General features: G+C 70.6%; 23 protein-coding genes. 10 read left to right on the top strand and 13 right to left on the bottom strand.

From position 1 onward, the window contains the following. Nucleotides 1-41: 41 nt before the first annotated feature. Genes NLX83_RS09855 through NLX83_RS09845 form a run of 3 tightly spaced genes read right to left on the bottom strand, consistent with a single transcriptional unit; the run spans nt 42 to nt 3652 of the window. Complete coding sequence (locus NLX83_RS09855) at nt 42-1829, bottom strand: gamma-glutamyltransferase family protein (protein ID WP_254234519.1); 1788 nt, start codon at nt 1827-1829, stop codon at nt 42-44. Between the two features lie 48 nt (nt 1830-1877). Next, the gene (locus NLX83_RS09850) at nt 1878-2315 is read right to left on the bottom strand and encodes a DoxX family protein (protein ID WP_254234518.1); all 438 of its coding nucleotides are present in this window, start codon (nt 2313-2315) and stop codon (nt 1878-1880) included. Nucleotides 2316-2353: 38 nt separating this feature from the next. Beyond that, nucleotides 2354-3652: a UDP-glucose dehydrogenase family protein gene (locus NLX83_RS09845; protein WP_254234517.1), complete on the bottom strand. Its 1299-nt coding sequence runs from the start codon at nt 3650-3652 to the stop codon at nt 2354-2356. Between the two features lie 179 nt (nt 3653-3831). Here NLX83_RS09845 and NLX83_RS09840 point away from each other — a divergent pair, with 179 nt between their 5' ends. Together NLX83_RS09840 and NLX83_RS09835 are read left to right on the top strand one after the other, a co-directional pair. After that, on the top strand, nt 3832-4758 hold the full coding sequence (locus tag NLX83_RS09840; protein WP_308209289.1) for an aldo/keto reductase: 927 nt from the start codon (nt 3832-3834) through the stop codon (nt 4756-4758). Between the two features lie 302 nt (nt 4759-5060). Then, complete coding sequence (locus tag NLX83_RS09835; protein WP_254234515.1) at nt 5061-5819, top strand: SDR family NAD(P)-dependent oxidoreductase; 759 nt, start codon at nt 5061-5063, stop codon at nt 5817-5819. A 155-nt stretch (nt 5820-5974) separates the two neighbouring features. Here NLX83_RS09835 and NLX83_RS09830 read toward each other — a convergent pair whose 3' ends face one another. Beyond that, nucleotides 5975-7618, bottom strand: a complete 1644-nt coding sequence (locus NLX83_RS09830; RefSeq protein ID WP_254234514.1) for a TM0106 family RecB-like putative nuclease — start codon at nt 7616-7618, stop codon at nt 5975-5977. Nucleotides 7619-7758: 140 nt separating this feature from the next. On the opposite strand from NLX83_RS09830, the gene NLX83_RS09825 reads away from it, so the two are divergent. Then, a complete protein-coding gene (locus NLX83_RS09825) occupies nt 7759-8202 on the top strand; it encodes a DUF6474 family protein (protein WP_254234513.1) in 444 nt (147 codons plus the stop codon). On the opposite strand, the gene NLX83_RS09820 is transcribed toward NLX83_RS09825, so the two are convergent. Genes NLX83_RS09820 through NLX83_RS09800 form a run of 5 tightly spaced genes read right to left on the bottom strand, consistent with a single transcriptional unit; the run spans nt 8199 to nt 13422 of the window. Next, complete coding sequence (locus tag NLX83_RS09820; RefSeq protein ID WP_254234512.1) at nt 8199-9200, bottom strand: glycine betaine ABC transporter substrate-binding protein; 1002 nt, start codon at nt 9198-9200, stop codon at nt 8199-8201. The genes NLX83_RS09825 and NLX83_RS09820 overlap by 4 nt on opposite strands. Continuing rightward, nucleotides 9197-9958 (bottom strand): ABC transporter permease, encoded by a 762-nt coding sequence (locus tag NLX83_RS09815; protein WP_254234511.1) that lies wholly within the window; start codon nt 9956-9958, stop codon nt 9197-9199. The genes NLX83_RS09820 and NLX83_RS09815 overlap by 4 nt, the downstream gene beginning before the upstream one ends. A 34-nt stretch (nt 9959-9992) precedes the next feature. After that, on the bottom strand, nt 9993-11123 hold the full coding sequence (locus NLX83_RS09810) for an ATP-binding cassette domain-containing protein (protein ID WP_254234510.1): 1131 nt from the start codon (nt 11121-11123) through the stop codon (nt 9993-9995). Continuing rightward, a complete protein-coding gene (locus tag NLX83_RS09805; RefSeq protein WP_254234509.1) occupies nt 11120-11764 on the bottom strand; it encodes an ABC transporter permease in 645 nt (214 codons plus the stop codon). Before NLX83_RS09805 ends, NLX83_RS09810 begins: the two co-directional genes overlap by 4 nt. Beyond that, the gene (locus NLX83_RS09800) at nt 11761-13422 is read right to left on the bottom strand and encodes a BCCT family transporter (RefSeq protein WP_254236157.1); all 1662 of its coding nucleotides are present in this window, start codon (nt 13420-13422) and stop codon (nt 11761-11763) included. Before NLX83_RS09800 ends, NLX83_RS09805 begins: the two co-directional genes overlap by 4 nt. 502 nt (nt 13423-13924) lie before the next feature. On the opposite strand from NLX83_RS09800, the gene NLX83_RS09795 reads away from it, so the two are divergent. Genes NLX83_RS09795 through NLX83_RS09780 form a run of 4 tightly spaced genes read left to right on the top strand, consistent with a single transcriptional unit; the run spans nt 13925 to nt 16792 of the window. Then, nucleotides 13925-14461 carry a hypothetical protein gene (locus tag NLX83_RS09795; protein WP_254234508.1) on the top strand — a complete coding sequence of 179 codons (537 nt, stop codon included), beginning with the start codon at nt 13925-13927 and terminating at the stop codon, nt 14459-14461. A 57-nt stretch (nt 14462-14518) separates the two neighbouring features. Further along, a complete protein-coding gene (locus NLX83_RS09790; RefSeq protein WP_254234507.1) occupies nt 14519-15223 on the top strand; it encodes a YcnI family copper-binding membrane protein in 705 nt (234 codons plus the stop codon). After that, a complete protein-coding gene (locus tag NLX83_RS09785) occupies nt 15220-15783 on the top strand; it encodes a copper resistance CopC family protein (RefSeq protein ID WP_254234506.1) in 564 nt (187 codons plus the stop codon). The genes NLX83_RS09790 and NLX83_RS09785 overlap by 4 nt, the downstream gene beginning before the upstream one ends. Nucleotides 15784-15787: 4 nt before the next feature. Then, entirely contained in the window at nt 15788-16792 is a 1005-nt protein-coding gene (locus NLX83_RS09780) for a copper resistance D family protein (protein ID WP_254234505.1), read from the top strand. A gap of 94 nt (nt 16793-16886) precedes the next feature. Here NLX83_RS09780 and NLX83_RS09775 read toward each other — a convergent pair whose 3' ends face one another. The 3 genes from NLX83_RS09775 to NLX83_RS09765 all read right to left on the bottom strand — a co-directional run bounded on the left by NLX83_RS09775 (nt 16887) and on the right by NLX83_RS09765 (nt 19735). Further along, entirely contained in the window at nt 16887-17192 is a 306-nt protein-coding gene (locus NLX83_RS09775) for a hypothetical protein (protein ID WP_086823420.1), read from the bottom strand. A 204-nt stretch (nt 17193-17396) separates the two neighbouring features. Continuing rightward, nucleotides 17397-18311, bottom strand: a complete 915-nt coding sequence (locus NLX83_RS09770; protein WP_254234504.1) for a phosphotransferase enzyme family protein — start codon at nt 18309-18311, stop codon at nt 17397-17399. Continuing rightward, nucleotides 18308-19735, bottom strand: coding sequence for a helix-turn-helix domain-containing protein (locus NLX83_RS09765; RefSeq protein WP_254234503.1), 1428 nt, complete (start codon nt 19733-19735; stop codon nt 18308-18310). Before NLX83_RS09765 ends, NLX83_RS09770 begins: the two co-directional genes overlap by 4 nt. A 241-nt stretch (nt 19736-19976) precedes the next feature. Between NLX83_RS09765 and NLX83_RS09760 the strand changes: the two genes are divergently transcribed. From NLX83_RS09760 to NLX83_RS09750, 3 genes are all read left to right on the top strand, one after another. After that, complete coding sequence (locus NLX83_RS09760) at nt 19977-20240, top strand: hypothetical protein (protein WP_254234502.1); 264 nt, start codon at nt 19977-19979, stop codon at nt 20238-20240. A gap of 10 nt (nt 20241-20250) precedes the next feature. Beyond that, on the top strand, nt 20251-20580 hold the full coding sequence (locus tag NLX83_RS09755) for a hypothetical protein (protein ID WP_030427917.1): 330 nt from the start codon (nt 20251-20253) through the stop codon (nt 20578-20580). A gap of 1156 nt (nt 20581-21736) precedes the next feature. Then, nucleotides 21737-22351, top strand: coding sequence for a TetR family transcriptional regulator (locus tag NLX83_RS09750; RefSeq protein ID WP_254234501.1), 615 nt, complete (start codon nt 21737-21739; stop codon nt 22349-22351). Nucleotides 22352-22360: 9 nt separating this feature from the next. Here NLX83_RS09750 and NLX83_RS09745 read toward each other — a convergent pair whose 3' ends face one another. After that, on the bottom strand, nt 22361-23569 hold the full coding sequence (locus NLX83_RS09745; RefSeq protein WP_254234500.1) for an amino acid deaminase/aldolase: 1209 nt from the start codon (nt 23567-23569) through the stop codon (nt 22361-22363). Nucleotides 23570-23587: the final 18 nt, after the last annotated feature.

Genomic DNA, 23587 nt, shown 5'->3' with positions numbered 1-23587 from the left:
GCGGCACGCCCGTGGGTTCCCGTCCACAATGGATTTCGCGATCAGCGACCGGCCGCGTAGCCCTGGGCACCACGTGGATTGGCCGCGCCGTAAAGCAATCCCGTCTCCGGATCACGTGCGACGGCGGACATCCTGCCCAACGACCACGCCCCGCCGTCCACGACGCGGTGCCCTCGCCGCTCAAGCGAGGCGATGGTCGAAGCTCCCAGCCGGGACTCCACGACCAGCTCGCCGGGCGTCCAGTTGCGCGGGTAGAACGAGCTGGGCACGGCGTTCGAGTGCCAGGTCGGTGAGTCGATCGCGGCCTGCAGGTTGAGCCCGCCGACCGTGTGCGCCAGCCAGAAGCACAGCTGCCACTGGTCCTGCTGGTCCCCGCCGGGCGTGCCGAACGCGAGCACCGGACGGCCGTTCCGGCTGGCCATGGACGGGCTGAGGGTGATGCGCGGGCGCTTGCCGGGAGCCAGGGAGTTCGGCAGTCCCTCGTCCAGCCAGAACATCTGCGCGCGGGTGCCGAGGCAGAACCCGAGCGCGGGGATCGTCGGCGAGGACTGGAGCCAGCCACCGGACGGCGTCGCGGACACGATGTTGCCCCAGCGGTCCACCACGTCGATGTGCACGGTGTCGCCGCGCGTGGTGCCGGTGCGGGACACCGTCGGCTCGCCGACACCCGCGGCAGCGCTGACCGGAGCCGCCGCGCGACCGGAGTCCACATAGGATGGAAGCGCGGCGGTTCGCCCGTCCGGCGTTCCCGGGCGCAGCTCCGAGGACGCGTCGGAGCCGATCAGTGCCGCGCGGGACGCGGCGTACGACCGCGACACCAACGCGTCGATCGGCACGTCCGGATCGTCGCCGTACCAAGCCTCCCGGTCGGCGAAGGCGAGCTTCGTCGCCTCGACCGCCTGGTGCACGGTGTCCGCAGTGGCCACTCCGTCCACATAGGACAGATCGCGGTCTTCGAGCAACCGCAGCTGTTGGACCAGCGTCGGTCCCTGGCTCCACCGCCCGATCTTGTGCAGCGCCCACCCGTCCGCGAGGTCGACCGTCAGCGGCGCCTCGTAGGACGCCTGCCAGGTCGCGATGTCCTGCGCCGTCAGCACTCCGGCGTGATCACGGCCGGAGTCGTCGCGCACGGGAGTCCGGCAGAACGCCGCGATCTCCTCCGCCACGAAGCCCTGCGACCACGCCCGCCGCGCGGCGTCGATCTGCGCTTCCCGGCCGCTGACCGCCTCCGCCTCGGCGAGCAGGCGCTCCCACGTGTCGGCCAGCACCGGGTTGGTGAAGCGACTGCCCGCCGCCGGGGCCCTGCCCTCGCGCAGCCACATCGCCGCCGAAGTGGGCCAGTGCTCGGTGAACAGCCCGGCGACGGTGTTGATCGTCATCGGGATGCGGTCGACCAGGGGGAAGCCGTCGCGCGCGTAGCCGATCGCGTACCCGAGGACCTGGCGCAGCGACCGCGTGCCGTGATCCCGCAACAGCGTCAGCCAGCCGTCCCACGCGCCGGGAACCGTGGCCGCGAGCAGCCCGGTCCCCGGGATGAGGTCGAGCCCCTGGTCGCGGTAGTGGCCGATGCTCGCGCCCGCGGGGGCGACGCCCTGGCCGCACAGGACCTCGACGCGGTCGGAGCCCGCGGTGGCGAACAGCGCGGGCACCTCGCCGCCGGGGCCGTTGAGGTGCGGCTCCACGACCTGGAGCACGAAGCCCGCCGCCACCGCGGCGTCGAACGCGTTGCCGCCGTCCTCCAGCACCGCCATGCCCGTTGCCGAGGCCAGCCAGTGCGTGGAGGCCACCATGCCGTACGTCCCGACGAGCTCGGGCCTGGTCGTGAACACGCTCCCAACCTAGGCGAACTCGTTAACTTCGCTAAATACCGTATCGGTTCAGAGCGCGGCCCCGACGCAGGCGGCCAGGAAAACCACCTGCTCGACGGTCCGCGGGACGAGCGGCGTCGCGGGTCGCCCGCCGAAGCTGAGCCGCCGCACCGCCGCGTAGACGTTCGCCGGGAACATCGCCAGCAGCAGCAGTCCCAGGCAGATCGCGGCGGCGCGGGCGGTGGCCGGGACGAGCAGCCCGACCGCGCCGACGATCTCCAGCACTCCGGTCACGGTGACCAGCAGCGCGGGGTTCGGCAGCCGGGGCGGCACCATCGCGATCATGTCCGCCCGCAGCCTCGACCAGTGCGCGAAACCGGTGAGCAGGAACATCAGCGCGAGTCCGACCCGCAACGCGGGCTGCCACCCGTCCAGGACGTCGACGCCGAGCAACCCGGCGACCCGAGCAAGACCCCAACCAGCGAAAAGTGCGATGAACGGTGCCATGCCGCAAAGCATAACACTGTTTTAGAACGGCGTTACGGTTAGTCCACGGGCTGTATGCCGACCCCGCGCCAGCTCAGCCCCGCGCGCCGGAGCACGTCCGGGTCCAGGTGGTTGCGGGTGTCCACGACGACCCGGCCCTCCAGCAGCGAGGCCACCCGCGCCCAGTCCAGCGTGCGGAACTCCGGCCACTCGGTCAGCAGCACCAGGCCCGCGGCCCCCTTGGCCACCTCGTACGCGTCGTCGACCACGCGCACGGTGTCGGTCGTGCCCGGAACCGCACCGGCGACACCGGGGTCGTAGGCGGTCAGCTCGGCACCTTCCTCGCGCAGCAGCTCAGCGACGGCCAGAGCGGGCGAGTCCCGCAGATCGTCCGTGCCCGCCTTGAACGTCAGGCCGAGCAGCCCGAGCCGCACCCCGGTGAGCGAGCCGCCGCAGGCTTCGCGGATCTTGGTCACGATGCGCTGCCGCTGGCGGGTGTTTGTGTCGATCGTGGCGCGCAGCAGCATGAAGTCGAAGTCGACCGCGTCGGCGGCCTGGATCAGCGCGTGCGTGTCCTTCGGCAGGCAGGAACCGCCCCAGCCCGGCCCCGGCTGGAGGAACGCCTGGCCGATCCGGCGGTCGTAGCCGATGCCCTCGGTGACGTCGGCGACGTTCGCGCCCAGCCGCTCGGACAGCTCGGCGATCGCGTTGACGTAGGACAGCTTCATCGCCAGGAAGCAGTTCGCCGCGTACTTGACCAGCTCCGCGCTGGGCGCGTCGGTCAGCACCGTCGGCGCCCCGAGGCGGGCGTAGAGGGCCGCGACCCGCTCGGCCGCGTCCTGGGCGCTGGAGCCGACCACGATCCGGTCCGGGTTGAGGAAGTCATGCACCGCGCTGCCCTCGCGGAGGAACTCCGGGTTGCTCACCACGGCGATGTCCGGCCGGTTCAGCAGCTGGTGCATGCGCTCGGCCGTGCCGACCGGAACGGTCGACTTGTTGACCACGACGCAGCCCGCCGGCAGCAGGTCGCGCACCTCGGAGATCACCGACTCGACGGCCATCAGGTCGGCGGCGCCGCCGACGCCCATCGGGGTCGGCACGCACATGAACACGACCTCGGCGTCCAGCACGGCCTTGCTCGCGCCGAGCACGAACTCCAGCCGCCCCGCGGCCAGGCCCTCGGCGACCAGTTCGCTCAGCCCCGGTTCCAGGATGGAGACCCGGCCCGCGGACAGCCGATCCACCTTCTCCGGGTCGACGTCCGCGCAGATCACGCGATGCCCGAGCGAGGCAAGGCACGCGCCCGTGGTCAGTCCGACATAGCCGGACCCGACCACGGCGATACGACGGGCGAACACGACACCACCCCCGATGGCGGCCAGGGAAGAGGGAACCTTCAGCCAAGGCATCCTGGCATCGCGCCCGGGCGCATCGCCAACCGGCCAATTCTCGGCAACTGGGAGTGACTGGGCGGTAACGGGGGCATTAGTGTCTTCGGCTTGTGGAGCAGCGTCGTCTAGGTAAGTCGGGCCTCGTCGTGAGCGCCGTCGGCCTCGGGTGCAACAACCTGGGCCGGCCCGGCACGGCAACCGAGTCCCTCGCGGGCACCCGTGAGGTGGTCAACGCCGCACTGGAGTCCGGCGTGACCTTCTTCGACGTCGCCGATGTCTACGGAGCCCCGCGCGGGCGCAGCGAGGACCTGCTCGGCCAGGCGCTGACCGGGGTCCGCGAGCACGCGGTGATCGCCACCAAGTTCGGCATGGACATGCAGGGCACCAACGGCCCCGACTTCGGCGCACGGGCCTCCCGGCGCTACATCACCAGGGCGGTGGAGTCCTCGCTGCGCAGGCTCAACACCGACTGGATCGACCTCTACCAGCTGCACCGGCCGGACCCCGCCACCCCGCTCGAGGAGACGCTGGCCGCGGCCGACGACCTGGTCAGCTCCGGCAAGGTGCGTTACGTCGGTCACTGCAACCTGGCGGGCTGGCAGATCGCCGACGCCGCGTGGACGGCGAAGACCGCCAACCACGTCGCGCCGATCTCCGCGCAGAACCACTACTCGCTGTTGGAGCGGGAGGCCGAGCGCGACGTGATCCCCGCCTGCACCCGGTTCGGCCTCGGCCTGCTGCCGTACTTCCCGCTGGCCAACGGCCTGCTCACGGGCAAGTACCAGCGGGAGACCGAGCCCCCGGTCGGCAGCCGCCTCGTCGGCAGGGACCGGCTGCTCGCGGACGCGCCGTGGGACCGCATCGACGCGCTGCGCGAGTTCGCCGGGGAGCACGGGATCTCCATGATCGACCTCGCCGTCGGCTGGCTGGCGCACCAGCCGGGGGTCGCCTCGGTGATGGCCGGCGCGACCAGTGCCGAGCAGATCAAGGGCAACGCCGAAGCCTCGCGGTGGCGGCCGACCGTCGACGACCTCCAGGAGATCGACCGGATCTGCCCGCCCGGCCGCCGCTGAGGTCACGAGCCGGGCTCACCGACGGTAGCGGCGCGGGTCGCCCGATCGCTGATCACGACTGGCCACATGGCCGATGCTCACGGAGGGTGCGGCCGCCAGGCTTCTTCCATGGAGCTTCTCGGAATCCTCGCCCTCCTCGGCGGGCTCGCGCTGCTGGCGGCCGTGCCCCTGGTCGCCGTGCTGCACACCGTGGAAGCCCGCAGACGGTAAGCCATCTCACCTCCCAAGCGCTCGCTTGGACCCCGTAGCCTCACAGCGCGGGCGGCAGCTCGGGCCGCCTTCTCAACGCTGAGAGGACAGGCATGCAGATCACCGACACCGCTGCGATCGTCACCGGTGGTGCTTCCGGCCTCGGTGCGGCCACGAGCCGCGCCCTCGCCGCCAAGGGAGCGCGCGTGTTCGCGCTTGACCTGGAGAACTCCATCAAGACCGCGGACGCCGTGGACCGCGTGACCTACGTCGAGGCCGACGTCACCAACCCCGAGCAGGTCCAGGCCGCCATCGAGCAGGCCACCGCCGCGGGCCCGCTGCGCGTCGTGGTCAACTGCGCGGGCGTGGGCTGGGCCGGTCGCATCCTCAACAAGGCGGGCGAGGCCCACGACTACGACCTGTTCCGCAAGGTCGTGGAGATCAACCTGGTCGGCACGTTCAACGTGATGCGCCTGACCGCCGCCGCGATCGCCACCACCGAGGAGCTGGACGGCGGCCACCGCGGAGTGATCATCAACACCGCCTCGGTCGCGGCCTTCGAGGGCCAGATCGGCCAGATCGCGTACTCCGCGTCCAAGGGCGGCGTCGTCGGCATGACCGTGCCCGCCGCGCGCGACCTGTCGAACAAGGGCATCCGGGTCATGACGATCGCCCCCGGCCTGGTCAACACCCCCATGCTGGCCGGTGTCGACGAGAAGTTCCGCGAGGGCCTCGCCGCGGGCGTCCCCTTCCCCAAGCGCCTCGCGGAGCCGCAGGAGTACGCCCAGCTGGCCACCATGATCGTCGAGCACGACTACCTCAACGGCGAGGTCATCCGAATGGACGGCGCCCTCCGCATGGCCCCGCGCTAACCCCGACTCCCAGCCGGGTACGGGCGTCTTCAAGTACAGCGCACCCCGCAAACGATCACCTTTAACCGCCCCCAACCCCGCGGAGGGTTGGGGGCGGTTAAAGACTGCTGGGGCGGGGGTCGGTGGTACTTGAAGACGCCACAACCGCGCTGGGGCTAGAGATCGCCGGAGAACGGGAGTTCGTGGGCGCCCTCGGAGCTCATCCAGCGGCGCAGCGTCCACGTGGCCATGACGTCGTCCTCGTTGTATTCGAGGAGGCGGCGGCGTTGGTCGGGCTGGGGCGTCTCGCCGTCCATCCCGACCGCGTCCCGGTACCAGCGCATCGAGTTCTCGCCGCCCGCCTCGGGGTCCCGCCAGTGGAAGCCCGCTGCGGGCGCGATCGTCTTGAGGCCCTTGCCGTTGGCGCACAGGAACTGGTCCCGCACGATGCCGAACAGGTCGACCCACTGGCCGGAGTGGATGAACGCCTTGACCTCGGCGACCGTCGGCACGCCCGACTGCCCGGCGAAGCGCTCCGCGCTGGAGAGCATCCACCGGTTCTCCGCCAGCTCGTTGTAGCAGTACGCGCGGAAGCTCAGCCCGCGCGCCCGCGCCCGCACCCGGACGCCGGTCAGCCACGTCCAGAACTCGCCGAACGAACGGCCCTCGTCCTCGGTGGGCAACGGCTCCCAGGTCGCGAAGGCGCGGTAGCCCTGCTCCTCGTCGACGTCGGCGCCCGAGAGCCAGCAGCCCCACAGGTACGCGCCCGCGTCACCGAAGCTCTCCATGTCCACGTCGACCTCGATGTCGGCGCGCGGCACCTCGATCCGCTCGACGCGCCGCACCAGGTTCATCCCCCGCAGCCACGCGCGGGCGAGCAGCACGGAGTCCTCGAACGGCATGCCGACCAACGGCACCGGCGGCTCCGCCGCGCGCGGGTCGAGCTCGGCCAGTTTGTCCACAGTGGACACTCCGACCGCGCGCAGCGCCGTCGCGTCCTCGCCGCGCACCACCAGGCTCACGTCGCGGCTGTCGCGCAGCTCCGACTCGCAGGTCGGCCACCACGGGCAGGTCCGGCACTCCACGATCCGCGAGGGCCGGGCCAGCGGGTCCACCTCCGCCCGCGCGGCCCTGGCCACGGCGAGCCGGTCGGCGAAGCGCGCGTCGTACTCCGACAGCGCGGTGCGGCCGTTGGGCCAGGTCGGCGCTTCGAGGTCGTGCCAGAGCACCACGTCGGCGTCCATGCCGATCACGCCGCCGGTCGCCCTTCCGGCCGCGGCGAACCCGCTGGCCTGCAACAACCGCGTGGCGTGCGCCAACCTCAGCTGATCACGCGGCTGCGGGCGGACCTTGCGCAGCGGATCGGAGCGCGCACCACCCGGGTACGGCAGGCTCAGCGGAGAGGTCCGCGCGCCCGAACCGGGGTCGGAGACCTTGTGCCGCACCACGATCAGCGGCACGTACCCGCCGTAGGGACTGCGCACCAGCAGCTCGACGCCGCCGCGACGGCCGCCCAGCGGATCGGCGGGCAGCAGCCCACCCCACACGTACGGCACCCCGGCGGTGAGCAGCGCCAGCGTGACGCGCTCCCGATTGGCGGCGGACTCCGTCGTCGGAACCTCGGCCCACTGCGCGCCGAGGCCGCGGGCCAGCCGGTCCGCGACGGTCCTGCGGTGCGCCTGGGCGTCGGCCATCCGTTGTGCGCCCGCCGGGTCCGGTGGCGCCTTCGGCACGTCCGCCATGTTCGGGTCGTGTTCCAGGTGCACGCGACGCCGGCAGCGGTTCACCACCCCCGCGTCCAGCAACACCTGAGAACTCACAAGGTCCAGCGTAAGTGCCCTGCCAAAGATCAGTGGCAGGTACTCCGCGATCGATCGCCAAACCTTGACCAGCGCGCCGCACTGCCCCGCGCGGCGCTGCGCCATAGTGTTGCTCCCAGACCCGCGGAGGTGACGGCAGGATGGCGCGCAAGCGGCGAGTTCCCAAGCTCACGGCCAGCAACACGAAGAACCTGATCGGCGTAGGCAAGGTGCTGATCCCGGTGCTCGCGCCGATCGCGCTGAAGGCCGCCTCGGTGGCCCGCGACCGCTACGACCAGATGCGGGCGCGCAGGCTCGGCGTCCCGGTGGACAGCCTCGCGCAGTTCTCCGGCAGGGGCGGCGCCCTGCACGCCCGGCTCGTCGGCGTCGGCAACGCCATCGGCGATCTCCGCACCAGCGGCCGGTCCACCCCCGAGGCGGACCAGTTCGCCGCCGACAGCGAGCAGCGGCTGGTCCAGCTCGCCGCCGCGGTGCGGGCCGCCGAGCGCATGCCGTCGACCCGGCGCAAGGCGGCCCACCGCAGCGTGGCCGCGGCGCTGGACCAGATGGAGGCGGAGCTGCTCCGCCGCTTCGACGTCGGCTAGCCGCGCGTCACCACGGGGCCGGTCAGGGTCACGAACCCCTGCTCGACCAGCCAGTTCCGCGCCACGTCCGCCGGGTCCTTGCCGTTGACGTCCACCTGGGCGTTGAGCTTGATCATCACCTCGTTGGTGAGCCGGTCCGCGATCGGCTTGAGCACGTCGGCGATCTCGGGGTGCCGCTCGTACAGCTCCTTGCGGAGGTTCAGCGCGGCGTTGTAGCGCGGGAAGAACTTCTTGTCGTCCTCGGCAAGCACCAGGTCCTGCGCCAGGATGCGCCCGTCGGTGGTGAACACCTCGCCGAAGTTGCAGATCTTGCTGTCGGTCATCGCCGGGTAGATCGCCCCGGTGGCCAGCGTCCGGACGTTCCCCTTCGGCGCGGTGAAGCCGTAGGTCTTCTGCACGCCGGGGAAGCCGTCGTTGCGGTTGGCGTACTCGGTCTCAACGCAGAACGTGGCCTCTGCCGGGTTCTCCCTGGCCAGCCTGCCGATGTCGGACATCGTCCTGATGCCGAGGCGTTGCGCGGTCTTCTTGGTCATCGCGAACGCGTAGGTGTTGTCCAGCGGCGCCATGTTCACCCAGATGACCTTGTTCTTGGCCAGGTCGGCCTTGCGCACGGCCTCGAACTGCTCAGCCGCGTCCGGGATCGGGTCGGTGTTGCCCAGGTAGCTGATCCACGAGGTGCCGGTGTACTCCCAGACCAGGTCGATCTGCCCGCTGGTCAACGCGTCCCGCTGCGAGTTGGAGCCGGAGATGTTGGTCAGGTCGCGAACCTTGGCCCCCGCGGCGGTCAACGCGAACTCGGCGAGGTAGCCCAGCACGATCTGCTCGCTGAAGTCCTTGGAGCCCACCGTGATCTCCACGTTCCGCAACTGCGGGACGGGCCGGATGCTGCCGGGCTTCACGTCCAACGGCACCGAAGATCCCGCCGACAGACCACAACCGGCCAGGAGAGCGGCAGTCGTCATCACGGCAGCGATCTTGTTCAGGGAAGCCTTCTTCATCGCAGCCCCTTCGGTCCGAGCAGTTGTTCGGCCAACGCGCCGAGCCAGTCGACCAGCAGCGCCAACGCGACCGCGAGCACCGCGCCGACGACCAGGACCGACGTGCGGCGCAGCTTGTAGCCGGTGTCGATCATCACGCCGAGCCCGCCGCCGTCGACGAGCATCGCCAGCGTCGCCACGCCCACCGCGAGCACGAGCGCGGTGCGCAGACCGGCCAGCACGAACGGCACGGCGAGCGGGAACTCGATGCGCCGCAACACGGAGAAGCCCGACATGCCGATCCCCCTGCCCGCCTCGACGAGCGCGGGGTCGACCTGCTGCAGGCCGACCATCGTGTTGCGCAGCACGGGCAACAGCGCGTAGAGCGCGGTCGGCAGCACCACCACCCAGAACCCCGTCCAGCCGGTGGCCAGGAAGAACAGCACCAGCAGACCGACCGCCGGAGCCGCCTGCCCGATGTTGGCCAGGCCGAGCACCAGGGGCGCGAGCGGCTTCGCCCACCGCCGGGTCAGCACGACCCCGAGCGGCACCGCCACCACCAGCACGAGCGCGGTCACCACGGCGGTGATCTCCACGTGCTGCCAGGTGAGCGTGAGGATCGTGGAGGCGTTGATGCTGCGCTGCTCGATCGCGTCGAGGTCGCTGCCGAACGCCCACGCGAGCACGATCGCGACGATGCCGAACACGATCAACGGCTGGGCGTAGAGCCTGATCCGCTCGGCCCGGCGCGACCCGCGCTCCGCGGTCGGTGTCGTCATGATGTCGCCTCCGCGTGGAAGATCGCGTCGCCGGTCACGCCCGTGCCTCTTCGCGGAGCTGCCGGATCGTGGTCATCACCGTGTCGATGTCCACGACGCCGATGTACTCGCCGCGAGTGCCGACCACGACGGCGAAACCCTCGTCGTCGGTGAGGATCGCTTCGAGCGCGTCCTGCAAGGTCGAGGCTTCGGACACGCTGTCCTCGACCACCCGCCCCGCGGTGCGCAACGACTTCCCCGGAGCCAGGTCGCGGGCGGAGACCCACCGCAGCGGCCTGCGGCGCGCGTCGAGCACGAGCCCGCTGCCCTTGCCGACGCGCTCCCGCAACTGCTCCGGCGAGTCGTCCTCGGTCGCCGTCGGCACGTCACCGTGCTCGACATCGCGCACCCGCAACAGCGTGAGCTGCTTGAGCGAGGCGCCCGCGCCGACGAACCCGGCCACCGTGTCATCGGCCGGGTTGGCCAGGATCGCGTCGGGGGTGTCGTACTGGAGGATCTTCGAACGGTCCCCCAGCACGGCGATCCGGTCGCCGAGCTTCACCGCCTCGTCGAAGTCGTGGGTGACGAACACGATCGTCTTGCCCAGCTCCGACTGCAGCCGCAGCAGCTGGTCCTGGAGGTTGCCGCGGGTGATCGGGTCGACCGCGCCGAACGGCTCGTCCATCAGCAGCACCGGCGGGTCGGCCGCGAGCGCGCGGGCCACGCCGACCCGCTGCTGCTGACCGCCGGAGAGCTGGCGCGGGTAGCGGTCCCGGAACTCGCTCGGTTCCAGTCCCACCAGGTCCAGCATCTCCTCCACCCGGTCGGTGATCTTGTTCTTGTCCCAGCCGACCAGGCCCGGCACCACGCCGACGTTCTGCCCGACGGTCATGTGCGGGAACAGGCCCGCCTGCTGGATCGCGTAGCCGATCCGCCTGCGCAGCTGGTCCGGGTCCAGCTTCAGCGCGTCCTCGCCGCCGATGGTGATCCGCCCGGCGCTCGGCTCGATCAGCCGGTTGATCATCTTCATCGTGGTGGTCTTGCCGCACCCGGAGGGGCCGACGAAGACCACCGTCTCCCCCGCCGGGATGGTCATGGTGACCTCGTCCACCGCCGCGGCCTTCTGGCCGGGGTAGCGCTTGCTGACGTTGTCGAGGTGGATCTCCACACCGGTCTTGCCGTTCACCGAATCCCCCTCGGGGTGGTCAGTCGGCCGACGAGCACCCACAGCCCGTCGACCACCAGGGCCAGCACGATCACACCGAGGGTCCCGGCGACCGCCATGTTCACCGCGTTCGCGCCGCCGACCCGTTGCAGGCCGGAGAAGATGAGGTTGCCGAGCCCGGGGCCCTTGGCGTACGCGGCGATCGCCGCGATCCCCATCAGCATCTGCGTGCTCACCCGCATGCCCGCGAGGATCGACGGCCAGGCCAGCCGCAGCTCGATCCGGGTCAGCACGCCGGTGCGGCTCATCCCGATGCCCCGCGCGGCATCCGTCACCGATTTGTCCACAGTGGACAGACCGACGATGGTGTTGCGCACGATCGGCAGCAGCGCGTAGAGCACGAGCGCGGTCACCGTCGGCGCCACCCCGAGCCCGAGCACCGGGATCAGCAAGCCCAGCAACGCGAACGACGGAATGGTCAGCACCGCGCTGGCCAGCGCCGTCGCGACAGCCGAGCCGCCGGGACTGCGGTACACCCCGATGCCGACGAAGATCCCGATCACCGCCGCGATCACCGTGCACTGGAGCACGGCACTGGCGTGCAGGTAGGAGTCCACGAGCACCTGCTCCCACCGGGAAGCCAGGAACTCCCAGAAGCTCACCGCAGCGCCTCGGGCTCGGACACGACGACCTTGCCGTTGGAGCCGTTGCCGTCGCAGACCTCCAGCGCGAACTCCTCGCCGTACTGCTGGGTGCCCTGGATGACCGCGGCCTCGACCACCTCGAGGCCCTTGTTCTCCCGGCGCACCAACGGATCGCTGCGCAGGTCCTTGGCAAGCGAGATGCACATGGCGACCATCACGGCGGCGAAGGGCACCGCGGCGATGATGGTCAGCTTCTGCAGGCCGTCCAGCGCCGTCGCCCCGCCGACCATCAGCATCACCGCGGCGACCGCGCCGGTCAGCGCGCCCCAGAACACGACGATGGACTTCTTCGGCTCGATCGACCCGCGCTGCGACAGCGTCCCCATCACGATCGACGCCGCGTCCGCCCCGGACACGAAGAAGATCGCCACCAGGACCATCACCACGACGCTGGCGATGCCCGTCCAGCCGGGGAACTGCTGGAGCACGCCGAACAGCTTGGCCTCGGCGCCGGAAGCACCCGCCAGGTCGACGCCGTCGCGCTGGAAGTTCAGCGCGGTACCGCCGAGGATCGCGAACCAGAGCAGGCTGACCAGGCTGGGCACCAGGATCACGCCGCTGACGAACTGGCGGATGGTGCGGCCGCGGCTGATCCGCGCGACGAACATGCCGACGAACGGCGTCCAGGAGATCCACCACGCCCAGTAGAAGATCGTCCAGTCGCCGAGCCAGCTGGCCATCGCGTCCCCACCGCTGGCGGCGGTGCGGGCGGCCATCTCCGCCGCGTCGGCGAAGTAGTGGCCGATCGAGGCGGGCAGCAGGTTGAGGATCAGCACCGTCGGGCCGATCACGAACAGGAAGAGCGCGAGCAGCCCGGCCAGCACCATGTTGATGTTGGAGAGCCACTGGATGCCCTTGGCGACGCCGGAGACCGCGGAGGCGATGAAGGCGATGGTCAGCACCACGATGATCAGCACGAGCACGGTGGTGCCCGCCGACTCCATCCAGCCGACCTCCTTCAGCCCGCGCCCGATCTGCAGGGCGCCGAGGCCCAGCGAGGCGGCCGAGCCGAAGAGCGTCGCGAAGATCGCCATCACGTCGATGGCCTTGCCGATCGGGCCGTTGGCCTGCTTCTTGCCGATCAGCGGCTCGAACACGGCGCTGATCAGCTGGCGCCTGCCGCGGCGGAAGCTGCCGTAGGCGATGGCCAGCCCGACGACGGCGTAGATCGCCCAGGGGTGCAGCGTCCAGTGGAAGAGCGTGGTGGCCATCGCCGTTTCCAGCGCCTCGTCCGTCATCGGCGGGACGGTGCCGGGCGGCGGGTTGGTGAAGTGCGAGAGCGGTTCGCTGACGCCGTAGAACATCAGCCCGATGCCCATGCCCGCGCTGAACATCATCGCCACCCAGGACACGGTGCGGAACTCCGGTTCCTCCCCGTCCTGGCCGAGCGGGATCTTGCCGTAGCGGCTCATCGCCAGCCACAGCGCGAAGACCACGAAACCCGAGGCGGCGAGCACGAAGGCCCAGCCCGCGTTGGCGATGATCCAGGACAGCACCGCCCCGGACACCGTGCTCAGGCTCTGGGTGCCGAAGACACCCCAGGCGATGAAGGCGAGCGCCACGACGCCCGCGACGCCGAAGACCACGGGGTCCAGCCGGGCCGGGCGCTCGGCCAGCGAAGAGTCCGCCTGCGGCTCGCCGGGCAGTGTCGTGGCCCCCTCAGGCTCCAGGGGACGGTGCTTTTCCGGTCGCTGGTGTTCTGGGTTCTCGGTAGCCACGGTGCAGTGCGCCGCTAGGCGCGTCCTCCTTCACAAAAGCGAACAGAAGCGCCACGCGGCCGGTATCCCAAGCCCCAGGCGAACCCGTCTCGCAGACCGGCCCCGACCGCCTTTCAGCGACCCAACCTGACCCATTCGGCGTAGCGAGGTCAACCGGGCGCACCGACGGCGTGGCCTAACCGACACCCTCTCTGCTCCATCAGTCGCATCCAGTTCCGCAGTGCGCAACAACTGCGGCGCGTACCGCCGAGCCGCTTAGCCCGTCCGTGTGACGCCGCAGAGAACGGCGCAGGGATTACCCGATCCGCTTCCGCCCAAACCAGCGATCAACTCTGTCGATCACGTGAGGTGAGCCCGCTGGTCACCCGCGCGATGGGTAGAGGACTTACCCTCACTGTTCGTGGCGGTACGGCTGGATCCGGTCCGCGGCGCGCTGCGGGCGCTCCGCGGTTGCCTGCTCGCCACCACCTCGGCCGCGCTGGCCACCCTGGGCCACGCCCTCGCGGGTGGTTCCGTCCCGGACACGGCGCTGACCGTCCTGCTCACCGTGCTGATCGCGACCGTGGCGATCTCCTTCGCCGACCGGCGGCGCGGCCCGCTGGCGATCCTCGCCACGCTCGGCACCGCCCAGCTCACGACGCACCTGCTGCTCAGCGCGCTGACGCTGCACGACCACGGAGCCGTGACCGACACCTGGGCGATGTTCGCGGCGCACGCCGCGGCCACCCTCGCCACCGCGCTCCTCCTCGGCGGGGCCGAATCGGCGATCTTCGGCATGGCCGCCGCGCTCGGTGCCGTGCTGCCCCGCCGCTGCCCGCGGCCGCCGGTCTTCGCGCCGCTGCTCGCGGTGCTCCCGGCCAGGTCCGGCCTGATCACCTCGCTCGACGTGCTGCTGCGCCGCGCCCACGCCCGCCGCGGCCCACCGCTGACCTCCTGAACAGCGCTTACACCTCACCCCATCGCATCAGGAGTGCACAGAGCCATGTCTCCCACCATGTCATCGAACCGACGCGTCCTCGGCGTGCTCGCCGCCACCGGTGTGGCCACACTGCTCACCGCGGCCCCGGCCCTCGCCCACGTCACCGCGCAGCCCGGCACCGCCGAGCAGGGCGGCTACACCAAGGTCGCCTTCCGCGTGCCGAACGAGTCGTCCACCGCGGGCACCGTGAAGATCGAGGTCACCCTGCCCGCCGAGCACCCGCTCACCTCCGTGCGCACCAAGGCCGTGCCCGGCTGGAAGGCCGAGGCCACCTTGGCGCCGCTGGCCACGCCGGTGGAATCGCACGGCACCAAGATCACCGAGGCGGTCCGCACCATCACGTGGACCGCCGACACCGGCGTCAAGATCGGCAACAACGAGTTCGCCGAGTTCGAGGTCTCCCTCGGCAAGCTGCCGGAGAACACCGACAAGCTGGTCATGCCCACCACCCAGACCTACGACGACGGCAAGGTCGTGAAGTGGGAGCAGCAGCCGGCGAACGGCACCGAGCCCGAGCGCCCCGCCCCGGTGCTCAAGCTGACCCCGAAGGCCGCGGCGGGCTCCGGCTCGCACTCGCACGGCGGTGAGTCCTCCGCCGCGGTCGAGACCGCTGACAACACCGCGCGGATGCTCGGCGGCGCGGGCCTGGTGGTCGGCGCGCTCGGCGTCGGCTTCGGCATCGGCGCGATCGCGCGCAGCCGCAAGGCGACCTCGGCATGAGGCGCGCGCTGGGCGTACTGCTGGCCACCGGGCTGGCGCTGGTCGTCAGCGCCGGCCCCGCCCTGGCCCACAACGTCCTCGTGGACAGCAGCCCGAAGAAGGACTCCCAGGTCGAGAACAGCCCGACCGAGCTGAAGCTGGTGTTCGACCAGCCGGTCCAGGCGGCCGAGCTGGTCAACTCGGTGACCCTGACCGGCCCCGGATCGACCCGGTGGCCGGTCGGGAAGCCGGCCGTGGAGAACACCGCGGTGACCGTCCCGGTGCAGGGCCCGCTCGGCGCGGCGGGCGAGTACACGGTCGCCTTCCGCATCCTCTCCGCCGACGGGCACCCGGTCGGCGACAAGCTGTCCTTCCACCTCACCAAGGACGGCTCCGGCACCGCGGCCACCACCGGCGCCGCCAGCCCGGCCCCGGCCGCGCCGACGATGACCCAGGTCAGCGAGCGGCCGGGCCAGGACGAGGGCACGCCGGTGTGGCCGTGGTTCGCCGGAGCCGCCGTCCTGCTCGGCGCGGGCGTGGTGATCGCACTCCGGTTCGCCCGGACGCCGACCCGGGACTAGCGGCATGCGGGACCGAGCGGGACGGGCGGCCCTGCTGCTGCCCGGCATGGTGGTGGCGGCGATCGCGAGCGTGCTCGTCGCCACCCCGCCCGCCGCGTTGCCCGGCCTGCCCGACAGCGACGCCGTCCGGATCGGGCTACCCGTGGTGCGCGTGCTGCTGGACGCGGTGGGCATCGGCGCCGTGGGCATCGGGGTCCTCGGCTGGCTCCTCCGCGGCGAGCGCCGGGCGGCGGCGATCACGGCGACCGCCCAGCGCGCCGGGGTGGTCCTCGGTGCCGCCTGGGTGCTCACCGCGCTCGCACTGATCTGGTGGCAGGCCGCCGAGCTCTCGCCGAACGGGCTCGGCCTGCGGATCGACGAGCTGGCGGAGTACTCCGCGCAGGTCAGCAGTGGTCGGGCACTCCTGGTGACCGCGGCCTGCGGGCTGGCCTTCGCGGTGCTCAGCCTGGTCACCACGCGTAGCCGGACCGTGCCGGTGGAACTGCCCGCCGTTGTCGGCCTGCTCGGCGTGGTCGCGCTGCCGCTGACCGGCCACGCCGCGGCTTCGGCGGGCCACACCCCGGCGATGCTGGCCACGGCGGTGCACGTGCTCGCCGCGACGGCCTGGGTCGGCGGTCTGCTGTCGGTGTTCGTGCTGGTGGCGCCGCACCGCGCGCTGCTGGCGAGCGTGCTGCCGAAGTTCTCCCGGCTGGCCGCGTGCTGCCTGGCCGCGGTCGCGGTGAGCGGTGTGGTGAGCGCGGTCGTCCAGCTCGCGGTGCGGGTCGACCGGCCGCTGCTCGACGCGCTGACCGGTACCGGCTACGGCTGGCTGGTGATCGTGAAGGCGGTGCTGCTCACCGGGCTCGGCGGCATCGGCGCCTGGCTTCGCTTCCGGTTGCTGCCCGGGCTCTCGCCCGGCGCGTCGGCGCGCTCACGGCTGGTCCTCGCGGGCTGGATCACGGCAGAACTGCTGGTCATGGCCCTGGCGGTGGGCCTGGGCGCGGCGCTCGGCCGGGTGGCACCCGGATAACGAGGGGTGGGGCGTCGCGGAGGTCCCCACCCGGTCGAAGTCGACGACGGCTGTTCGTCAGCGCCCCCACGTCGGACGAACAGCGGTTGCGGTCTCAGTCCTGCTCGGTCAACCGGGCAGGGAGGCGGTGCTTGCTGAGCACTTCGAGCCGCGCAACGGTGGCGTTGCCGCGCCGCTCCAGCTCAGCCTGGTCGATCCACCCGGCGGCGAAGTGCCGGTAGTCCTGCGCGAGCATGACCAGTTCGGACAGGTACTCGGCGGAGCGCCGCCTGCTCTCCTCCGACAACTCGGTCACCAGCGGCAGCTGGCTGTCAACGACCTCGTCCAGCATTTCCGCTGCCTGCAGCGCGCGGCGACTGTGCCACTTCCTGCCTGTGAGCCCACCGATGCCCAACACCATCTCCACCCCTCCGCTGTGCACACACCGTGACTCGCCGAGAGAAACCACCCATTACGGACGGTAACCAGAGCGCGGGTCTTGACATTCCCTTGACGTCCGCTATGTCGTCCTACAGAAGGATTGCGTTACGGACAAACTCATTCTGGGGAACGATTGTCATGCTTGGCATCGTCCACAAGGTGGTGAGCATAGCCGCCGGGCAGCTCACTGGTAGGGCGTCCATTTGGCGGACATGTCACCCGAACGAAAGGTTTTCAACCTACGCGCCAACTCGGTGCGTACGTCCGGGTTACTCCGCAGGATGGGCAGCACCCCTGTGGTCAGCTTCAGCTCCCGGACCTGCCGCAACACCCGGAAACCGGGCCAGCGCGTCACGTCGAAGCCGTACCCGCGGGCCAGCGCCCGGTACCGCTCGGTGCCGTGCCCGAACCGCAGCATGCCGACCGCCAGCGGCGTCAGGTCCCACTCCCGGGGGCCAACGCAGACCGAGTCCAGATCGCACAGCAGCATCCCGGCGCTGCCGGAGATCAGGTTGCCCAGGTGCGCGTCCCCGTGGATCGCGCCCTGGCGCAGCGGGAAGCGCAGCGAGGCGAGCCGGGCCTCCACCTCGTCCACCCGCGATTCCAGGAAGTCCCGGTCGCCGCAGTCCAGTTCCTCGGCGTCGGCGATCCGGCGCCGGACGTCCAGCAGCGGCTCCCACCGGTCGAAGGAGAACGGGGCGTGCGGCAGCTCGTGCATCCGGCGGAGCAGCCGCGCCAGGTCGAAGCCGGTGGGCCGGGGACCGTTCTCCGGGACCGACTGCCAGAGCGTGGCGAGGTGCCCGTCGGCCTCGACCGGCTGGGCCACGCCGGGCAGCAGCCGGACCGCGGGCACATCGTGCTCGGCGAGCCAGGTCGCGGCCTTGACAACGTTGTCAGCTCTATGCCGAAGGGACGGTGAGAGGACGATGCGAACCACCACGGGCTGTGCCGACAGCTGGAACACCGCGTTGTTGACGAACCGCAGCAGCCGCGCGCCTCTCGGGTCCAGCCCCACCGCGTCGCAGATCGCCCGCAGCGCCGTGGCGAGCTTCGCGCGGGTGTAGCGCCCGCTCGTTCCCGCCTGCACGTTGACCGTCACGTACTGGGGTTCCCGGGCGCGAGCTTGCCCCGGAAGTGCGGGGAGCCGGTGCGCAGCCGGAACTGCTGGACGTCGTCGGCGAGCTCCTTGGCGTCCCCGATGTGGTGGTACTTGACCGCCTCTTCCTGCATGTGGTTCATCCGGTCGGCGACCCGCACCGAGTTGACGCCCTCGCCCATGTCGAAGGCCACCCGGCCCACGCGCAGGCCCTGGTCCACATCGCCGGCGCGGATGTGGTCGGCGGCGAGCATGCTCAGGCCGAACACGTGGGTCCGCTTCATATCGGACTCGTAGCCCTGCGTGCACTTGATCAGCTCGGCGACGGCCAGCGGCGCGTGCTTGGCGCGGAACTCCTCGATGCCCGCCAGCGAGTGGTGCACCGAGCCGATCATCCCGTGCAGGTCGTTGACGGTGAAGAACTTGACCCAGTCCGGCGCGGTGGCGAAGTCGGCGCGGGCGAACTCGTCCTTGGTCCGGCCGACCATCTTCATGGCCTGGTCCCGCTTGCCCATCATCGCGTAGGCCCACGCCTCGTTGGCGCAGAGCACGGCCACCGTCAGCGCGGAACCGGAGTCCTGCGCGGCGAGCTGGCCGAGCTGGAAGAGCTTGAGCGCGTCGTTGGGGGCCTCGTAGTGCAGGTACACCCGGCCCATCCGGTAGAGGATGTTCGCGACCAGCTCGTTGTGCTCACTGTGCTTGGCGAACTGCAGCGCCTTGCCGAAGTGGTTGCGGGCCGGGTCGAGCATGCCGGTGTCGAACGAGGTCCAGCCCGCGAGGCTGTGCAGGTCGGCGAGGGCCAGCTGGAGCCTGCGCCGCACCGAGTCCGCCGCGTCGGCGCGCAGCAGCTGCTCCGCCCAGGAGAGCTGGGCGACCACGGCGTCGCGGCAGGTGCCGCCGCCGTACTGGTAGTCCAGCGCGCGCAGCGCCTTGGTCGCGGCCTCGACCTGCTGGACGTCGGTCTTGCCGATCCGCTCGCGGGCGGGGGTCTGCGTCGGGTTGGTCACCCAGTGGCCCTGCTTGTCGCCGAACACCGACGCGCCCATGGTGATCGCGGCGGCGTGGGCGAGGAACATGCGCCGTTTCACCGACTCTTCCTCCTCGGCCTGGGGGTCGTCGGGAGGACCGACCACCCTCATGGCCGTGCCCCCGTCGTACGCGAGGCCCATGTAGCCCCTCGGCACGTCGAGGCCGTCGGCGATCCTGGCCAGCACGTCATAGGCCATGACCTGGCGACCCTTGAGGATCTCCGAGACCTCGGACTGCGACTGACCCGTCAGTGCCGCGATCTGGCGCTGGGAAACCCCATGCCTGCGCAGCAGCCGGTACACCGAGGAGATGTCCCGTGCTGCCAGCGCGTCCCGCATCTCCTGCTGCTCCCAGACTTCGGGGGTAACAGGAGAGCCTTGGGAACCGATGGTGTTCATTAAGCGCCCCCTTTTACGGTCCGACGGGCGTCATTCGAAGAGTAAGGGCATCCTCGCGCGCCGGTGAAGTGCCGATCGCCCGGGTTGATCGGTCCGACCGCTCTCCTGATCGGTCCGACCGAAGTTGAGATGCCGCTCACCGTGGAACTGACGCCGATCGGCGCTGAAAGTCCCCGTTCAGGTTCGACTCCCCCCAACCTTAGTTCCTGTAAGTGAACGAACACGGAGGGACACCGGAACCGTGGAACTGGCCGAGCAGACGGGAACCGCCACCGGCGGCAGCAAGCCCGTCACGCCCGCCTCGGCCGGCCAGAGCGGATCCCGTCGCGAGTGGCTGATCGGCTGCCGCGACGTGGCCAACCGGCACCGGAGCCTCACCGTGGTCGTCGAGCAGAACCGAGTTCTCCTCGTCGGACCTCCCGGCGAGACCGCGGTGCTGTGCCAGGGCGAGGTTTCCCAGCTCAGGTCAGCTCTGCGCGAGGCCGCCGAGCAGGCGGAAAGGTGACGGTGGAGCTGTGGACGAGATTCTGGGTCAGGTGCTGCGCAACGCGGTTTGGGAGCGGCTCGACATGCTCACCGAGCTGGCCGACCGCGCGGACGCCCCGTCCCTGTTGTCCGTAGCCCGCTCCGAACTGCCAAGGCTCACCGAGGGATGGCGCGCCATGCTCGCCGCCCACGAGCCCGACGAGCGGGGCAACTGCCCCGAGTGCTCGACCCGTTGGCGCCAGCAGAAGGCACCGTGTTCGGTGTGGCGCGCGGCATACGAGCACCTCGTCGCCGGCGGCCTCGCGCCACGTCCTGCCAGGCACCTGCGCACGGCTCAGCCCGTCGCGAAGGTCTCCTAGGCGAGGACAACCGGCGGTCCTCGCGCCGCGCCCCCCGAGCGCAGGCGCAAGGAGACCGCCCCGTGGCTGGTGGTCCGGGTCCGGGCGAACCCCCGACCGCTTTCGGACCTGGACCGCCGGGCCACGCAGCAGGACACAACTGAACACAACTACACAGACTTCCGCGGGCCGGTGCCGAATAGCACTCCCCTCCCCCCGACCGGCACCGGTTCGCGGAATTCCAACTCCCGTCCCCCGCAGTAAGGGAAGAAACCCGGCGCTCACCTCCCGCGAGCGCCGGGTTTTTCTCTGTCACGACTGTTGGTCAGATGACCAGTTGAATTCTGTACCCCGTTCGACTGGAGTTCCCCGGAGTTCGCCAAAGGTCGCCGGAGCCGGATGGTCGTCAATTCGCGCCGAACAACGCCTTGCCACCCCCGCAACCGCTCACCGAGAGCACTCGGCCGGAGACGCGGCGTTGCACGTTTCGGGTGGGGCCGGAGGGGCGCATCCGTGCCAGGTCCGCCACCCATTCGGCCCCACCGGCGACCCCTCTGTCCTCCGTTCGAGTGAACCTTGCCGCTTTTACGGGGGATAATCGTCATCCGGTCATCTTGTACGACCGTTTAGTTGCGCCACGCCGTGTAACCGATTCACGAGTTGGACCGGCCCCGAACGGCCACCCCGCAGCCGACCGGTCGGTCAGGTAGTTCGGCGGGTACCGGAAAGTAACAGCGGGTATAGCAGCCCGTATCTGAAACTCGTTGCGATCTTGATCGTAAAAGTCGAGGCAGCGGACCTTAAGGAAACCCTGTTTCCCTTCGAACGCCGTCGATCAGAAGATGGACTCTGGGTAACCGGCGGAGGTCTTGACATGCTTAGGAAAGATGACATCCAGGTAACGGTGTTGGTGATCACAGGGGCTGTCCCTGTGGTTTCCTCGTGCGTCTGACCCCTTGTGAGAACAGAGGTTCCCCCAACCCGTACCGCTCGGACCGGTTCCTCCGCCTGATCGGCGGGAGGACCGAGCTCGGAGAAGGAAGACGCCGGGAAACTAGTGGGACGACTGGACCGGCCACCGCACACATATCCATACGGTGGCGTGCCCGGAGCAGACGAGCAGAGATCATGTTCGCCGCTCGCTCCGGCCGCCCGAGCCCCCAAGTGAGGAGTAGCCGTGCCCGCCGACGTCACACCGCTGCGTCGCCGTCCAGTGCAGCAGCGCAGTGCGCGCAGGGTGGAACGAATGCTGGATGCCTGCGCCGACCTGATCGCCGAGGTCGGTTACGACGGGGTCACCACGACCCTGATCGCGGAACGCGCAGGCGTCGCGGTCGGCTCGCTGTACCAGTTCTTCCCGGACAAGCGCGCGGTCGTGCAGGCGCTCACCCTGCGCAACCTGGACCGCTTCATGAACGAGGTCGGTCAGCGTTTCGCCGAGCAGCAGCTCAACGACTGGTGGCAGGTTGTCGACTCGGTCTTCGACATCTACGTGTCGATGCACCGGGATCTGCCGGCCTTCCGCAAGGTGCACTTCGGTGACGTCATCGACCCGCACCTGATGGACGAGCAGCGGGACAGCAACACCGTGATCGCCGAACGGTTGTCCACGCTCATCACCGAGCGCTTCGGCTTCCCGGAGAGCCAGGTGGCCACGCCGATGGCCGTGGCGATCGAGGCGGCCGACAGCGTGCTGAAGCTGGCCTTCCGCCGGGATCCGGACGGCGACGCCGTGCTGATCTCCGAGGCCAAGGAACTGATCAGGGACTACCTCTCCAAGCGCATCGGCTGAACCGCCACCTCAGCCGAAGCAGCGTTGCTCACCGCGGTACGTGGGGACCGTGGTGAGCCCGCCGGAGTCGAGTAGATGGAACTGGGCGAACCGCTCGGCGAGCTCCCCCGCCTTGGCGTGCCGGAACCACACCCGGTCGCCGACAGCGAGCTCGTCCGCCACCGCGCCCAGCAACGGGGTCTGCACCTCACCGGCCGCTTCCGCGCCGGTGAGTCGCAGGCCCTGCGGCAGATAAGGGGTCGGCAACCGGTCGCTGCCGACCGGCCCGGACGCGAGGTACCCGCCGCCGAAGACGGTGGCGACGCCCTCCGCGGGCCTGCGCACCACCGGCAGCGCGAACAGCGCGGCCGGGCGCAGCCGGAACGCCTGGTAGGTGTCGAACAGCGTCGGTGCCAGCAGCCCGGACCCCGCGGCCAGCTCGGTCACCGCCTCCTCGGTGGAGGTCCGCTCCAGGCTGCCGGTGCCACCACCGTTGACGAACTCCAGCGGGGCGAGCGCACGGATCGCGGCGACCGCGGCCGCGCGGCGCTCGGCCAGCTCGGCGAAGGAGCGTCGTTGCATCATCCGGACCGCGGTGGCCCGCACCGGCCTGCCCCGCGGGGCGTCCCCGAGACCGGCGATCTGCGCCTCGTAGGCCATCACGCCGACGAGCGAGAAACCCGGGCGCCGCAACACTTCCCTGGCCAGTGCGGCCGCCTCCAGCGGGGTGTGCACCGGCGAGCGGCGGACGCCGACGTGCAACCAGTCCTGCCGGAACCTGGCCAGCGGGCGCCAGGACGCGTCCAGCTCGATGCAGACCCGGATCTCCGGGTGCCCGGCGCCGAGCGCGTCGCTGACGAAGTCCAGCTGCGCCACGTCGTCGACCATGATCGTGACCGCCGCCCGCGCGGCGTCGTCCTTGGCGAGGGCGCGCAGCGCGCCCCGGTCCGCGGTCGGGTAGCCCACCAGCACGTCGTCGGTCAGTCCGGTCTCGACCTGCCAGAGCGCCTCGGCCAGCGAGTACGCCATCACGCCCGCGAAGCCGGGCAACGCCAGCACCTGGCCGAGCAGCTCGCGGCAGCGGACCGACTTGCTGGCCACCCGGATCGGCCTGCCGTTGGCCCGCCGGAGCAGCTCCTGGGCGTTCGAGCGGAACGCTTCGAGGTCAACCAGCGCGAACGGCGGGTCGAGCTCGACGGTTGCCGAGTCATAACGCGCACGCAGTCCGTTGGTAAGCACGTTATGCACGGTAGGGCC

Source organism: Allokutzneria sp. A3M-2-11 16 (assembly GCF_024213555.1).
Lineage (GTDB): Bacteria > Actinomycetota > Actinomycetes > Mycobacteriales > Pseudonocardiaceae > Allokutzneria.
Note: the sequence above shows the minus strand (reverse complement) of the source record. Positions and strands in the feature narration are given on the sequence as shown.